The following is a 14,979-nucleotide window of genomic DNA, read 5'->3' as shown; positions in this document are numbered from 1 at the left end:
GAAAAAATTGGGCGACTTTTCCCCTGTTGAGCATCGGGAAAAAGTCGCCGCATAACCGTTCTTTTTTCATTGTCTACTTGACGGGGTCAAGACCATGACCGTCCTTGGAGGGCGGTTTTTTCTTTACCGTGGGTCACCAGCGGCAATAGGCTATTTTTCTTGTGAACGGAAAATATTAGTGCAGAGGAATTAGTTTTTGGTGGGCTGGATCTGTATTTATCATTAATGAAAATTTTCTAATACAATATTAACTTACGAGTAGATTGATTTATAATTCGAATTTGTCGGGTAAATAAGTAAAGGTTAAGGATAACCATTCTAAAACAAAGAAAAAGTTGCCGGTAAGGCCGGAAATATATTCAAGAAAAGATCGTGTAAACGCAAAAGGAAAAGTTGTTCAGCGAAGATATTATGATGGGAAGGGGAGGGTTCGAACTGATATTGATTACACTAATCATGGAAACTCTAAGACACATCCCAAAGTACCCCATCGTCATGATTGGAAATGGAAAAACGGAAAACCTGTTAGAGGAAAATGGTATTAGAAGGGTGAAGCAATATGGATTGCTCTTATGATCAGTTAGTAGAGTATGTATTCATAGGACACGATATTGAGTTTGAATACAAAGATAAAATGTATTCAATCACGAATACCCCGAATGGATATTCTTTTACGGCATTTTATTCAGATAACCCATTAACTTTTAAAAATCCTAATGAGTTATTGGATAAAGTAACAATTGAAAATAAGAGTCTCAAGGATATTTGGCAGGATGTCGAGGTTCATGAAATTTTTTGAAAGCGCCCAGGGCTTCTTTGATGAAGGTGATTTTGTGGATCTGCAGTAGATCTGGGTGGCCAACGCGCTGGCGGAGAAGAAAGAGATCGATCACGAAGCAGCGGATGAATTGGTGGAGATGTACCTGATCCAAGGCCTCACGCTTGCGGAGGTGATCCGGTAACACGATTTATTTTGGTTTTGTCGACGATCTCCGCACTGCTGGGAATTGACGACAAGATGCAGCTCATCCCTTACCATGTCTCGTATAAATCGGAAAGCCGGGTGGGGAGAGATCCCTGCCCGGCTTTGATGGTTTTCTCCATCGATGATTCCGATCTTCGTCCACGATAGTATGTATTTGTGTTCTTGGGGTGAATAGGAGAGTAGGGCGAAATCATCCTACCTGGCTGTTGATCTTATTTTTCTTCAATAGTCACGGTGGGTTTGAAATTTGCTGTATTCCATTGTAGAAAGTAGGTTCCTGGGGCAATGTTGTAAAAGGTCTGGCTCCCTTTGGTTTCCCCGGAGTTTCCTATTACCGTTTCTATATTTTTACTATCGGAATTTTTCAGGATGACACTAAATAAGGCCATGTCCTCACCTGATCCTTCCCAATCCAACTTGACTTCGTTCCCGTGCTTGATCTCAAATTTTTCGCTGTTACCTGTCATTTGAGCAGTCCCTTTAAACACTTCTTCAAATTTTGCCGGTGCGGCGGGTTTGTCAGCAGATTTTCCATCCGCAGTCGCGGTATCTGCTGTGGAAGTTTTCGCAGGATCATCCCCACCACTAAACACTGCGACACAGGCTCCCAGAAGTACAAACGCTACAAAAATAGATCCACACCCAATCATCCACTTTTTCATGATTTCATTACTCCTATACCATATATTTGATTCATATACTTATTCGTAGAGATAATTCTTTTTGTGTCCACATTTTCCGATATTTTCTGTCGTAATCCGAGGAGTTTCGGGAGAGGACAGGATGGCAAAGTAACTGCTGTTCCCCTTTGTATTTCATGCGCTATAAGGGAAAGAATATTTTGTTTTTTATAGTGACTGCAACTTGGGACATTTGCGTGACTGTAATCCGAGACCCGAATTTCATGCATGATGTGATCCTAGAGAAAGGGTATGTCTACGATGTCTTGAATCGTTTTTGGGGGAAGAAAGAGGAGGGAGGGGTGGGGAGAACAGCAGAAAATGAAAAAACCGGGGGATTTCCCGGGTGAGGGCCCCACCTTGGGGGACGTTTTTTATACATCATGAGTCGATCACTGCGAGAAGCTACACAAAGCAGTCAGGGAATGATTCATGAGGGTCATCCGTTTTTTCGATGTTGGATCCGGTACATATCCCGGACGAGGTATCCTATGTCTTCTGCATTTTCATATGTTATTTTTTCGATGCCTTCGACGCGTGAAATCGTTTCATGGTGGTATTCAGTGATCTTTGCTGTCTGTTCAGCGACGGTTTCGAGGCGGCTTTCCATGCGATCCATTCGATGGTTGACCTCGGAAAAACCCTTTTCCATATTCTCTTCCATACGGTTCATGTTCTCTTCCATATGGTTCATATTCTCTTCCATATGGCCCATCCGGTTTTCCATGCGATCCAAGCGTTCAATGATCTGCTTCAACAGCTCTTCGTTCATGGTCCTTCCCTCCAGTTATATTCTCCTTTAATCCCTTCTTCGAAGAATCAGGGAATCCTCTCTTAGAGGATCTTATTTAACAAATGATGTCGACAGATGTCGATCCATTTTATGTGTACTGTCAGGGTTGTTGATTAACCAGGAAATGGGTGATGAGAACAAAACTGACCTTTCGCTCTTCCTATTGCCCCCATCGTAAAATATGGCTTGAGGGGACGGGGATGGTGGGACGGCTACGATCTCTTGCAAAGAGCGCAAAGGCGAATCAAAGTCCACCATCCCGACCTGATTTCCTGCCTAAAATATGGCTAATCCACACGCCTGGTGTACTGTATGTTTCTTGTAAGCCCTAAGTGGTTGTGGAGTGCGGTTTTTTGTTTCTATCAGAGTTCATGGTTATTGGAGTCAATTATATGATGCTGATTATATCAAGTAAAGCAACTATAAATCGATGCGAAATAGGTGGGAAACTTCCCTTTCTATATTACTAGGATGAAGACTTTGAAGAGCTTGAGTTACTAGGAGTTTTGTGATTTTTTGCGTTTGCAGACGGTCGGGATGGGGTTTCGCATTTGGCAGCTTCGCCGTAGAAGTGGGGTACGTTTTCTTGATTGGACGCATCCACAAGTTTTGATGATAGTTCCATCAGGATGATCAGTCCGACGTTGTTTTATGCTCTGCGACGGTAATAAGCGGCGACACCCGGGCCGGGTATGCCAATTGGGGGAAAACCGGGGTTATCAGTGCCATCGCAATCCGTTTAGGCAACGATAGATTACCGATTGAGAAGGGGTGAAATAAGGCTTGAACGGATTGAGAGTAATTGGTCATAGCAACCTCCAGTTGATTAGATGGATCTTTGTGCCATTTTTTATTTACTGTCCTGTTAAGAAAATGACGAAAAACCAGCTACTCGGATGATACGGAAGCCTCACTACCCGAATAGATTTATTTTTGACTGTAGAGTCAATAATGTGGCGAAAAAAACGATAAACACTTAAATCAGGGATCGCAACATTACTTGACTGGGTGATTAAGTGATGTTTGTGCTTTGCAGTATGAAAAATTCGTCATTTCATTTGATATCTCCGCGATTCGACCATGAATGAACTCCGAAAAAACAAACACCCGTTCCACCGGAGCGGGTGTTTGTTTTAATCTGAACATTAAGAAATTATAACAGGAATTTGACATGCAGGGAATAATAGGTTAAATTATACACAATTACAGCATTATAAATATGCATATGAAATAACAATAACATAGGTGTGGTAAAAAGTCAAGTTTTTATGGGGATATAGGTGGTGGTTTTTTGCGCCCAATGGCACAAGTCTCATATCCTGTCTTACTAAGGGTTCTTGCGAGAGATTGAAGAGGGGGATCCGGATGTGATCCTTCGACAATGGATCGATCACATTCTTTGAAAAGTCAGGTCGATAGAAAGGAAGAGGGCTGTGTTTCTATCCCGTATTTTTAATGCCATTCAGCAATCCCCCCCATCCAAGACGGTGGTGGAGTTGCTGGAGTTGAACGAGAAAACAAAAGAGCATGGTCTGGTTTTAACGCCTGAGGATGTAAAAGCAGTGATGGCCTCCAGAAACAAAGTGTTGCGTGACCATGGACGGGTGGAACTGGGGATTGAGGTAACCAAAAATTTAATTGAGGTGTTTTCTGCTTCACCCTATTTGGATCCAGATCATTATGTAGATGCGTTAAATGAGCTGCATGAGATTTTCTATTACATGCGGAATGAGACCGAAGATCAGATCGGGGACGTTAAACTTATCCACAGGATGAAAGATGCTTTTGATGGCCCTTGTGGAGGCTCCTTGGAACTGTTGAGAAGTAAAATGGAGGCATTCGCCGAGAATTTCAGAAGGGATAGGATCCGCCCAGAGTCGTTATGTGAAGGCAGGGCTGTTGATGAACCATAAAGTGGCTGATGGGAACGAAACGACTCTTTGGCTTGAGGGGACGGGGAGGGTGGGACGGCTACGATCTCTTGCAAAGAACGCATAGCGAGACCCGGGAGCGGAAAGCGACCCTGGCGAGACTTGTGCCCTATGGGTGCAAAGGCTCTTCACCGTCCCACCCTCCCGACCTGATTTCCTGCCTAAAATATGGCGAATCAACACACCTGATTTAAAGGGGATGAATAGGATTGGATCTGGATTACACACAGGATGGTTCTCGATCGATTTCCAATATTTACATCGATCGGTCGCGGTTAAAGCGGAATCAATTTGTCATGTCCCTTCTGCAGGAGGGCCAGCGAGTGGGGCTGATCACCGGCCAGGAGGCTTACCAGATCCAAGTGGGGATCATGCAGGTCCTGCAACAATTGATCCGACGGTACACCCAGGGAGAAAGCACGTCGGTCACGTCGGAAACAGCAGAAGGGATCATGGTCTCCCTGATGTATGCTTTGGATGCTTATGCTCTTCATTTTAAGAAGCCGGAAGAGGCGCTTACCCACTTGAAATCAGAGAGTGTGCGGGATTTGCATGGCAAAGGAGTGGAATTGCTTCGCCGGCATTTTGAGGAGGCCAAACAACTCTATAGGGAAGTAAAAAAAATGAAATTGGATGTACCGGTGGATGCGTATCAAATGACCATCGATGAATCGTTACCTGTATTTATGAATCACTACAATATTATTTTTGAGGCCCATAACACGATGGCGAGTATCGACTATCCTTTAGCCATTGATGATATGAGGCTTCAGGGTGTTTTTTATATTAAACAGTATCTGGAACGGTTGCAAACGGAGACGCGATTTTGTCGTTTTTTCAGCCACTCGGATCTCATGTATATCCTGACAAATTACGGTAGGATCTGCCGTTTTGATTATCGTATTGAGCTGTTTAACATATTTGAGTTAATGATGAATAACGCGCTCTTTTCACTGTTGTCAGGGGGGAATGCACAGCAGGTCAGAATATCAGAACATCAATATACTCAGTTAAAGCGAAAATTAGAGGCTTGTGATCGGGAGCAAAGGGCGGCAGTGATTGACGAATCCATGGAACAGTTACAGGAGGCGTTACAAACCGATCAAGCGCTGACTCGCTACATGAATCGCTGTCGCGGAGAGTTGATGCAAAGAGTAAACAACGCAGCGGAAAACGGTGGCCTGGACTCGCTGATCATCCGGGAAAGAGAAGAGCGTGAGAAGTCGGTGGTGCTGATGCTAAATGAGAATGAACGTATGAATGATGTTCAAATGCGGAAATTGGTGGACAGAATCACGGAAAGCGACGATACAGAAAATAAAGTGCGACTGATCCGGGATCAAGTGGCTTCCCTGCATGATTATCTGGATTTGCTCCATGCAGATTGTCTATTTGGTGACGAATACGATGCGCTCTTTGCCACCTTTGGAGATGTTGAGTTGGCTGTTTTCGCCAAAATCGTGTTTTATGAGGAGTTGCGAGGAGATCTACGGGATTTTCAAGACATTGTAACTGATGGAATTGAAACTGAAAATGAGTGGGAGATGCATTACATCTCGTTGATGCAACAGTTGGAGGATGAACGGCTCAAGACTGTGGGACGACTAATCTATGACATGGACTACGAGGAAATATCATTTTATTGATCTATGTCGATCGGTTGTCTCTGGATAGACGGGCTGGTCGACATACTTCTGCACCTAAAGCAGATCTTCGATGAAGAAAATAACATGAAAAATACCCCTTCAAATGGGGGTATCACTTACTTTTGATTGGGGAGAGAGTGATGAAACGGTATGCAACCGTAATTTTTTTATTTCTTTCTTCGTTATTGATTGCGCCGATCTTCTTTGTTGAATATGGCCTGATCAAATGGGCGCTTGGATTTATATTGCTTCTCTTGGCCGCTTATTTTACAAAATATCTCAAATAGTGCGGTTGGACAGGCAAGATTTGTCCCGAAAGTGGGCTGAAAACATTGGAGGGGGATAAGGTTACATATTCCGTTTCAGGCGTGTTGATTCGCCTATTTTAGGTCGAAACTAAGGTCGGGAGGGTGGGACGGTGAAGAGCCTTTGCGCTCTTTGCAAGAGATCGTAGCCGTCTCACCCTCCCCGTCCCCTAAGCCATATTTTACGATGAGGGCAATGGGAGGAGCGAAAGGGTCGTTTCGTTCCCTTCATCCACTTGATGGTTCATCAACAGCCCTGATTCAGTTTATTTGTCATCTCTATTCTAGTAGTCCTTTGTTATGATGTTGCGATATTATGACGAAGTGATATAATATGAAAGCGGTATCTTTTAGTCGAGTGGGAAAATTACGTCGGGCTTCGGTGCTGGAATGAAGGTAGAGACAAGAGGGTGAGGAGGTGTTAGGTCGGGACTTTGTTGCTCCTTCAAGAGATCCAGTCGCTTCACCTTTCCAGCCTCACCGGACTGAAAAACAAGGGCCCAGTGGCCTGAGAGGGTACTCCTAGCAAGGGTAGAAATCTCAAAATTAGGGTTAAACATGATGTAGCAAGGTGGGGAGAAAGTGGTGCACAAATTAGACAAAGACATCCCGATTCCGCTTTATTTCCAGTTGAAGGAGATCATTTTGAAGCAGATCCGGGATGGGACTTATCAAGTGGAGGATGCCATTCCGACGGAAAAAGAACTGAGCGAGATGTACAACATCAGCCGGACCACCGTCCGCCAGGCGATCACGGAGTTGGTCCAGGAGGGATGGTTGTACCGGGTGAAGAGCAAGGGGACGTTTGTCCGGACCCCAAAAATTTCGCAAAGCTTTATTCAGGCGATCGGTTCATTTAACGATCAGATCCGAGCTTTGGGCAGGAACCCGACGACAGAGGTGCTTGACTTCAAAGTGGTGAATGCACCTGAGTCGGTGGCAGAACAATTGAATCTACAGCAGAAGGACCAGGTGATCTATATCCACCGCCGCCGGTTTGCTGACAATGAGCCGATTGTCATGGTGAAGACCTATCTGCCCTATGAAAAGTGTAGCTTCGTTTTGGACCATGATCTCGTCAAGGATTCGCTCTATCCGGTGTTGTCTACGAGAAATGAGACAGCGATCAGCAAAATCCGTCGTTTTATTGAGGCGGTAGAAGCGGACGACTATGATGTGGGAAATCTGAATGTGGCGCCAGGGAGCGCGATTCAGAAATTCCTGTCCATCGGCTACAATGCTGAGGACGAGCCGATTGAATACTCGGTCGCTCGCTACCGTGGGGATAAGAATCGCTTTGAAATTGTGATCACCGCCAAATAGATCACTGGGGAGAGAGGGGGAACCCCTATGGCGCAGTATATTTTGGCACATGATCTGGGAACCTCAGGAAACAAGGCCTCGCTGTTTTCAACAGACGGCCGATTGGTCGGAAGCCAGATTGTGTCCTACGATACGCATTTCTTTAATGAGAAGTGGGTGGAGCAGGACCCGGAAGACTGGTGGAAGGCCGTCTGCCTCTCGACGAAGCAGCTGATCCAGCAGATCGGCATCCACCCTGAGGAGATCCAGGTCGTCAGTTTTAGCGGTCAGATGATGGGTTGCCTGTGTGTCGATGAGAATGGGAACCCGCTCCGTGACTCGATCATCTGGGCGGACCAACGGGCGACGAAGCAGGTGAAGGATCTCGAAGCCCATCTGACCCAGGAAGAATTTTACCGGATCGTCGGCCACCGGAACACGCCATCCTACGGTATTCAGAAGCTCATGTGGATTCGGGATCACGAGCCGGAAATTTATGAAAAGACGCACAAAGTGTTGAATGCCAAAGACTACATCGTTTTCAAATTGACAGGTACTTTCGTCACGGACTATTCTGACGGCAACAGCATGGGATGTTTCGACTTGGAGGAGTTGAAATGGTCGGATCGGATCGTAGCCGCAAGTGGGATCGACCCGGAAAAGCTACCGAATCTGCAACCCTCGACCTATGTTGCAGGGGGCGTGACGGAGAGGGCGTCCCAGGCGACAGGACTGGCGCTTGGGACGAAAGTGGTCATCGGTGCCGGTGACGGTGTTACGGCGAACATCGGTGCGGGTTCGGTGGATGAGGGGAAAACCTATTGTTCCTTAGGTACGTCTGCCTGGGTGACGACCACCACCAAGAAACCGATCTTCGATCCGGAGATGCGGACGGTCACATGGGCGCATGCCATCCCAGGATATTATGCGCCTAACGGCACCATGCAGTATGCCGGCGGGGCTTTCAACTGGATGAAAGAGACGATCTGTACGGGGGAGCGGGAAGCCGCTGAAGGGAGCGATCAGTCCATCTATGATTTAATCAATGAGCAGGTGGAACTGGCACCGCCGGGTTCGAATGGGCTTTTGTTTCTCCCCTACCTGTTGGGAGAACGTGCACCTCGCTGGGATACAGCCTCAAAGGGATCCTACCTTGGGATCACATCCGAGACGACCCGAGCGGACTTGCTTCGCAGTGTGCTAGAAGGGATCACTTACAATCTGGGGATCATTCTCGATATTCTCCAGCAACATATAGAAATCGATGAGATCATCCTCATCGGCGGTGGAGCGAAGAACCCGGCATGGCTCCGGATTGTAGGGGATGTATTCGCCATTCCGGTGAAGGTGCCGACGATTCTCGACGAGGCCAGCTCCATGGGGGCGGCGATCATCGGCGGCGTGGGCGCCGGGCTGTTTGAGGATTTCCATGTCGTCGATCGATTTATCCAAATCGAAGGGACGCAGCAGCCCCATTTGGAAAACAAAGCGGTTTATGAAGAGGCGAAACAGCGGTTCAACGATTTTTACTTTGCCCTGCGGCCCGTCTTCGAAAAGCACCAGGCGCAAGGGTTGGAAAACTTGATGGCGACTCGATGAGGAGCTGTTTGCCCTCAATCTGGGGAGTGTGAGGAATCAGAAGTAGAGGAGGAAGAGGCAGATGGAAATGCTCAAGAAATTGTTTTCGTTGGAAGGAAAAACAATCCTTATCACAGGTGGTGCGCAAGGCATCGGTCGTGAAGTGGCCAACCATGTCGCTGCAGTCGGAGCGGATGTGGTAATCTTCGATCTGCAAGGTGACAAAGCTGAGCAAGCTGCGAAGGAAATTGCGGAGACTTACGGCCGGCGGACGGATTCCTATGAAGTGGACGTTACCAACTATAACGGAATCGAAGGCGCTTTCAAACAGGCGGTGGCCAAGATGGGTCCGATCGATCTCCTCTTCAATAACGCCGGCATCGTGATCCAGAAGCCAGTCATCGAGTCGACACCGGAAGAGTGGAACCAAGTGATCGACGTCAATCTGAACGGTGTTTACTACATGGCACAGCTGTTCGGGAAGTACCTGATTGAAAGCGGTATCAAGGGATCCATTGTCAATACAGCCTCGATGTCAGGTCGGATCGTCAACTATCCGCAACTCCAGGCCTCCTACAACACCTCGAAGGCAGGTGTGACGCATCTGACAAAGTCCCTTGCCTACGAGTGGGCGGAGTACGGCATTCGGGTCAACTGTATCAGCCCAGGCTACATTTTCACCGAGTTGACCTCTTTTGTCCGAGAAGATTGGCGTGAAAAGTGGGCGGAATGGACACCGATGAAGCGCCTCGGTCAGCCGGAAGAGCTCGCTGGAGCGGTCATCTACCTCCTCTCTGATTCGGCGACCTTCACAACCGGCTGTGAACTCGTCGTTGATGGTGGATTTACAATTGTATGATCCTGGGGAAGATTCCGGCAGACGCGATTAGCGAGGTCAGAATCCCTGATAAATAAAGGTATATTTGCGAAAATGCCAATGATTGGGAAGAATTCTAAAACAGTTGAAAACGCTATCAAGAGATTGTATAGTATTAATAAATTGTATTGTTGTAACATTACAATACAATGACGTCATTAACCCATTTACTCAGGGGGTCTACCATGAAAAAGAAGAGATTTGCTTTTGTATGTGCCCTTTTGGCCATGTGCTTATTGGTAGCGGCTTGCAGTAACACCGATGACGCCTCCCAAGGCGATAAGGTGAAAGTCGGTCTGGCGATGAAGACACAAGACTCGCCCTACTTCGTGACACTTGTGGAAGCGGTTAAAAAATATGCAAAAGAGGCGGGCTGGGATTTGACAGTCCTCGATGCAAATGGTGACGTGACGAAAGAAGCGGCCAATATCGAAGCCTTTATCGCACAGGGCAAGGATCTGATCCTCCTGGACGCCATTGAGCCGGATGCGGTCGTGCCCAGCATCGACAAGGCAGCAGAGGCAGGCATCGGGGTCATCAACATCGACAGTGGCGTGTCGGAAGAAGCGAACAACATCACAACAGTTTACTCCGATAATCGTCAAAATGGTCGCCTCGTCGGTCTGAAGTATGCTGAAAAGATGGGTGATGAAGAGATTAAGGCGATCGTGCTCAGCGGTGCCAAAGGCAACGTTGCTGGCTATGAACGTCGCACGGGGCTCTTTGCCGGCATCATCGAAGGCAAGTTGGATGTGTCCGAAAAGAAAGCATGGAAATTAGCGGAGAAATTTGAGAAAGAGTTGAGCTCGAAAGGGAAGGCCTCCAATTCAGAAGCGAAGTTTTCCGTTGTCGGTCAGGGCTGGGGTGCATGGACCGAGGAAGAAGGGATGAAAGCGGCTGAGGACCTCATCACAGCAAACTCGGGCCTGACCACTGTACTGGGCGAGAACGACCAGATGCTCTTCGGTGCGATGACTGCGCTTAAAAATGCTGGCCAAAAAGACGTGGATATGGTGGCGGGGGCCGACGGGGCGAAGAAAGCCTTTGATTTGATTAAAGAAGGCAACTATTTTGCAACGGGTCTGAATAGTCCCTACCTGGTCGCAGAAAAAGGCATTGAAATCGGAAAAGAAATCCTGGAAGAGGATAAGGATCCTGAAAGCTACCCTAAAGTGTCGCTGACCAAGCCTGTCGCGATCACCAAAGAAAATGTTGACAAATATTACGAAAAGGGATTCTAATCCGTCTGTTTCGGTTGTAATCAAGGGAAGAATCCTCCTGGATTTCGGGAGGGTTTCTTTTTAGAAAAGGGATTCCCGTTCTTTGTTACCGATTCTCAAGGGCCTAAGGAAGGAGAAGGCTTACGATGACTCCCGATTACATTGTGCAAATGAGCCATATCTCGAAATATTTCGGAGGCGTCACGGCACTGGAGGATGTGCAATTAAATGTGGTTCGTGGTGAGATCCATGCGCTGATCGGGGAGAATGGCGCGGGGAAATCGACCCTCATGAAAATTCTGGCGGGTGCGTATCCGAGGGATGAAGGCAGGATTATGATCGACGGCAAGGAGGCGACGACGGCCACGCCACGTGCCATGATCGACATGGGCGTATCGGTCATCTATCAAGAGTTTATGCTTGCGCCGGATCTGACCGTCGCGGAAAACATCTTTATCGACAACATGAACGAATCTGGCCTGTTCGTCCATTGGAAAGGGCTGAAAAAACGGGCGCGGGAGCAGCTTGAAAAGATTGGATTCGGTCATATCGATCCGGGGAAAAAGGTCGGGGAACTGAGCGTCGCCTACCAGCAGATCGTTGAAATCTGCAAGTGCTTAGCAAAGGATTCAAAGGTGATTGTTTTCGACGAACCGACAGCCGCCCTTACTCATTCGGAAACGGAAAAGCTCTTAAATCTCATCCGGAAACTAAAGGAGGACGGCGTGACCGTTCTTTATATCTCTCACCGCCTAGAGGAACTGTTCGCCATTAGCGATCGGATCACCGTGCTGAAGGACGGTAAGTATGTGGACACCGTGGAAACCCCATCCATTACGAAAGAGTCACTCGTTACGATGATGGTCGGACGTAAAATTGAACAGCTGTTTCCGGAACGGCATGCCGAGATCGGAGAAGAGATTCTGCAGGTGGAGAATTTAAGTACCAGGGATCTCGTCAAGAACGTATCCTTTTCCCTGCGAAGAGGTGAAGTCTTGGGCTTTAGCGGTCTCGTCGGATCCGGGCGGACGGAGACGATGCGGGCGATCTTCGGTGCCGATCGGAAGGCGTCAGGGAAAATTGGCTACTTCGGTAAAGAAGTCGACATCAAGAATCCGAAGCAGGCGATCCAGCTGGGCATCGGTCTCCTTCCGGAAGATCGGAAAACGCAGGGGCTACTGTTGAAACAACCGATACGTATCAATACGACGCTAGTCTCCCGACAGGGAAATGGGTGGATCAATCACAGGAAAGAGAAGGTAGAGGTCCAGTCACTCCTAAAGCAGATCGCAACGAAGTACGGCTCGACTGAAGACAATGCAGATAGTTTGAGCGGTGGCAATCAGCAGAAGGTCGCACTGGCGAAATGGCTCACCATCGATATGAAACTGATCATTCTGGATGAGCCGACACGGGGTGTCGATGTCGGAGCGAAGACGGAAATTTACCGCATCATCAATGAACTGGCGGAGCGTGGTGTCGGAGTCATCATCATCTCGTCAGAAATGGAGGAGCTCATCGGCACATGCGATCGCGTCATCGTCATGCGAGAAGGCGAGATCACTGGAGAAGTCACGCAAGAGAACTTGACGGAAAATAACTTGATCAAACTGGCGATGGGGGTGTAATTATCGATGGAAGAGACGAGGAGAAAATTCGACTGGAAAGAATTCATCATCAACAACAACACCTTTGTCATCCTGCTGTTGTTGATCGTCGTCAGTGCTTGTATGTCTGATACCTTTCTGACCATGATGAATATGCGTAATATTATGCTGCAACAAGCGGGTCCCATCTTGGTTGCGATCGGTCTGCTGTTTGTGATCCTCACCGGCGGAATCGACCTGTCCGTGGGATCGATCATGGCGTTGGGGTCCACGGTCTCAGCCATTTTGATTACAGACATAGGTCTTCATTTTACAGGTTCCATCGTTGTAGCCGTTCTTGTCGGTCTTTTATTAGGACTGTTCTCTGGGGTACTTGTCGCCTATGCCGGGATGCAGGGCTTCGTCGCGACGCTGGCGACAATGACCATCGCTCGGGGGATCGCGTTCGTCATTACGGAAGGACGTCCGATCAAGGTGGAGACAGGCACGATCAATACGCTGGTGAGCGAGGACTACATGTACCCGATCATTTGGATCACACTTCTTTTGATTATTGTCTTTATGGTCATTCACAGGTATACGGGTTATGGCCGCAAGGTGATCGCGATCGGCAGCAATGAGACCGCTCTGCAACTCGCTGGTGTCCCTACGAAACGGTATGTGATGTCGACTTATGCGCTCTCTGGTGCGCTGGCAGCACTTGCCGGGATCTTCGTGGCGGCTCGTTCGTCAACGGGGAGCGCGACGGTGGGGATGGGTCAGGAACTGGATGCGATTGCGGCAGTGGTGATCGGTGGGGCGAGCCTCATGGGGGGCCGCGGATTTGTCCTCAACACCGTTGCAGGTGCGCTCATCCTTGGCTTGATCGGCAATATCATGAATCTGATGGCGGTGCCGTCCTATCCACAGGACATCATCAAGGGCATAATCATCGTCGCCGCGGTATTACTCCAGATCGTGACCAGCAAGAAAGACCGGACGATTTAGTCAGACTGGGAGGGGGTAACGATGAAGACACTGGTGGTGACCCAAGCAGGGCAACTCAAGGTTCAAGAGATCGATCGACCACAGATTACTGAGCGGCAGGCTCTCGTCAAAACGGTGAGCTGTGGCATCTGTGGAACCGATACCACCCTCATCCGACAGGCGTTTAAAGGGTTCGGGCAGTCCCAGTATCCGCTGGTCTTAGGCCATGAAGGGGTGGGGGAAGTTGTAGAAGTGGGTGCCCAAGTCAAGAGCTTCAAACTCGGCGATCAGGTCATTCTTCCATTTGTATCGGAGCCGTCGGTGGGAGGGGTACCGCTTCATTCCGGATGGGGGGCATTCAGCGAGTATGGAGTACTCGACGATGCGAAGGCCTATGACTCCGGGGAGGCGCCGGAGGCGGCGGTGGCCCAGCAGGTGTTACCGGATTTCATCGATCGGTATGAGGCTCCGGTCCTGGTGACGCTTCGAGAAGTGCTCAGCACGATCCGTTACTTCGGCATTCAACCTGGTGAGTCTGTTGTAGTCTACGGCAGCGGTCCGGTTGCGATAACCTTTGTCAAGCTACTTCGCCTCATGGGCGTCGATGAGGTGACAGTAGTCGTCCGAAGCGGACAGAAGGCGGAGCTGATGAAACAGTTCGGCGCCACCGCCTGTATCAACAGCAGGGAAGAGGATGTCCGGGAGCAGATCCGTTCACGGGTTCCAGAAGGGGTCTGCTATGTGTTGGATGCAGTCGGGTCGGAGTCTATCCTTTATGAGGCGATCACTCTCCTGCGGGATCGGGGCGAGATTCTTTGCTATGGCGTGCCGAAAGTGAACCACATGATGCTGGATTGGACAGAGGCACCCTACAATTGGAAGCTGAACTTCCAGCAGATGCCGTACAAAGCCGAAGAAGCCGCCTGTCATGAACAGGTGCTCGAGTGGGTGGCGGAGGGAAAACTGGTGCTATCAGATTTTATCTCGGAAATTGTGGATTTTGCCCAGGTGCTGGATGCGTTCCAGGATCATCTCGATGGCAAGACGATGAAGAAAGTGATCATCAAATATGACTGACGGGGTGAGAAC

The 14,979-nt window shown here is 48.5% G+C and carries 12 protein-coding genes; 10 read left to right on the top strand and 2 right to left on the bottom strand.

Annotated features, from left to right (window positions below):
* The first annotated feature begins 559 nt into the window (after nucleotides 1–559).
* A complete protein-coding gene (locus JOD24_RS14165) occupies nucleotides 560–799 on the top strand; it encodes a hypothetical protein (protein WP_429247133.1) in 240 nt (79 codons plus the stop codon).
* Between the two features lie 398 nt (nucleotides 800–1,197).
* Here the strand turns inward: JOD24_RS14165 and JOD24_RS14160 are convergent, their stop codons facing one another.
* Both JOD24_RS14160 and JOD24_RS14155 read right to left on the bottom strand, forming a co-directional pair.
* Complete coding sequence (locus JOD24_RS14160) at nucleotides 1,198–1,647, bottom strand: PPC domain-containing protein (protein WP_380162951.1); 450 nt, start codon at nucleotides 1,645–1,647, stop codon at nucleotides 1,198–1,200.
* Nucleotides 1,648–2,104: 457 nt separating this feature from the next.
* Nucleotides 2,105–2,437, bottom strand: coding sequence for a hypothetical protein (locus JOD24_RS14155; protein WP_380162952.1), 333 nt, complete (start codon nucleotides 2,435–2,437; stop codon nucleotides 2,105–2,107).
* A 1,526-nt stretch (nucleotides 2,438–3,963) separates the two neighbouring features.
* On the opposite strand from JOD24_RS14155, the gene JOD24_RS14150 reads away from it, so the two are divergent.
* The 9 genes from JOD24_RS14150 to JOD24_RS14110 all read left to right on the top strand — a co-directional run bounded on the left by JOD24_RS14150 (nucleotide 3,964) and on the right by JOD24_RS14110 (nucleotide 14,967).
* On the top strand, nucleotides 3,964–4,371 hold the full coding sequence (locus tag JOD24_RS14150; protein ID WP_429247132.1) for a DUF6323 family protein: 408 nt from the start codon (nucleotides 3,964–3,966) through the stop codon (nucleotides 4,369–4,371).
* 227 nt (nucleotides 4,372–4,598) lie between these two features.
* The gene (locus tag JOD24_RS14145; RefSeq protein ID WP_429247131.1) at nucleotides 4,599–6,035 is read left to right on the top strand and encodes a DUF6179 domain-containing protein; all 1,437 of its coding nucleotides are present in this window, start codon (nucleotides 4,599–4,601) and stop codon (nucleotides 6,033–6,035) included.
* An 887-nt stretch (nucleotides 6,036–6,922) separates the two neighbouring features.
* On the top strand, nucleotides 6,923–7,663 hold the full coding sequence (locus tag JOD24_RS14140; RefSeq protein WP_429247130.1) for a GntR family transcriptional regulator: 741 nt from the start codon (nucleotides 6,923–6,925) through the stop codon (nucleotides 7,661–7,663).
* Nucleotides 7,664–7,690: 27 nt separating this feature from the next.
* On the top strand, nucleotides 7,691–9,241 hold the full coding sequence (gene xylB / locus JOD24_RS14135; protein WP_429247129.1) for a xylulokinase: 1,551 nt from the start codon (nucleotides 7,691–7,693) through the stop codon (nucleotides 9,239–9,241).
* Nucleotides 9,242–9,302: 61 nt separating this feature from the next.
* Nucleotides 9,303–10,079 (top strand): SDR family oxidoreductase, encoded by a 777-nt coding sequence (locus tag JOD24_RS14130; RefSeq protein ID WP_429247128.1) that lies wholly within the window; start codon nucleotides 9,303–9,305, stop codon nucleotides 10,077–10,079.
* Nucleotides 10,080–10,282: 203 nt separating this feature from the next.
* On the top strand, nucleotides 10,283–11,338 hold the full coding sequence (locus JOD24_RS14125; protein ID WP_429247127.1) for a substrate-binding domain-containing protein: 1,056 nt from the start codon (nucleotides 10,283–10,285) through the stop codon (nucleotides 11,336–11,338).
* 125 nt (nucleotides 11,339–11,463) lie between these two features.
* On the top strand, nucleotides 11,464–12,945 hold the full coding sequence (locus tag JOD24_RS14120) for a sugar ABC transporter ATP-binding protein (RefSeq protein ID WP_429247126.1): 1,482 nt from the start codon (nucleotides 11,464–11,466) through the stop codon (nucleotides 12,943–12,945).
* 6 nt (nucleotides 12,946–12,951) lie between these two features.
* On the top strand, nucleotides 12,952–13,911 hold the full coding sequence (locus tag JOD24_RS14115) for an ABC transporter permease (RefSeq protein ID WP_429247125.1): 960 nt from the start codon (nucleotides 12,952–12,954) through the stop codon (nucleotides 13,909–13,911).
* 21 nt (nucleotides 13,912–13,932) lie between these two features.
* Nucleotides 13,933–14,967, top strand: a complete 1,035-nt coding sequence (locus JOD24_RS14110) for a zinc-dependent alcohol dehydrogenase (RefSeq protein WP_429247124.1) — start codon at nucleotides 13,933–13,935, stop codon at nucleotides 14,965–14,967.
* Nucleotides 14,968–14,979: the final 12 nt, after the last annotated feature.

Source organism: Kroppenstedtia sanguinis (assembly GCF_050433445.1).
In the GTDB taxonomy this organism is placed as follows: Bacteria; Bacillota; Bacilli; order Thermoactinomycetales; family DSM-45169; genus Kroppenstedtia; species Kroppenstedtia sanguinis.
This window is presented reverse-complemented; position numbering and strand designations above follow the sequence as displayed.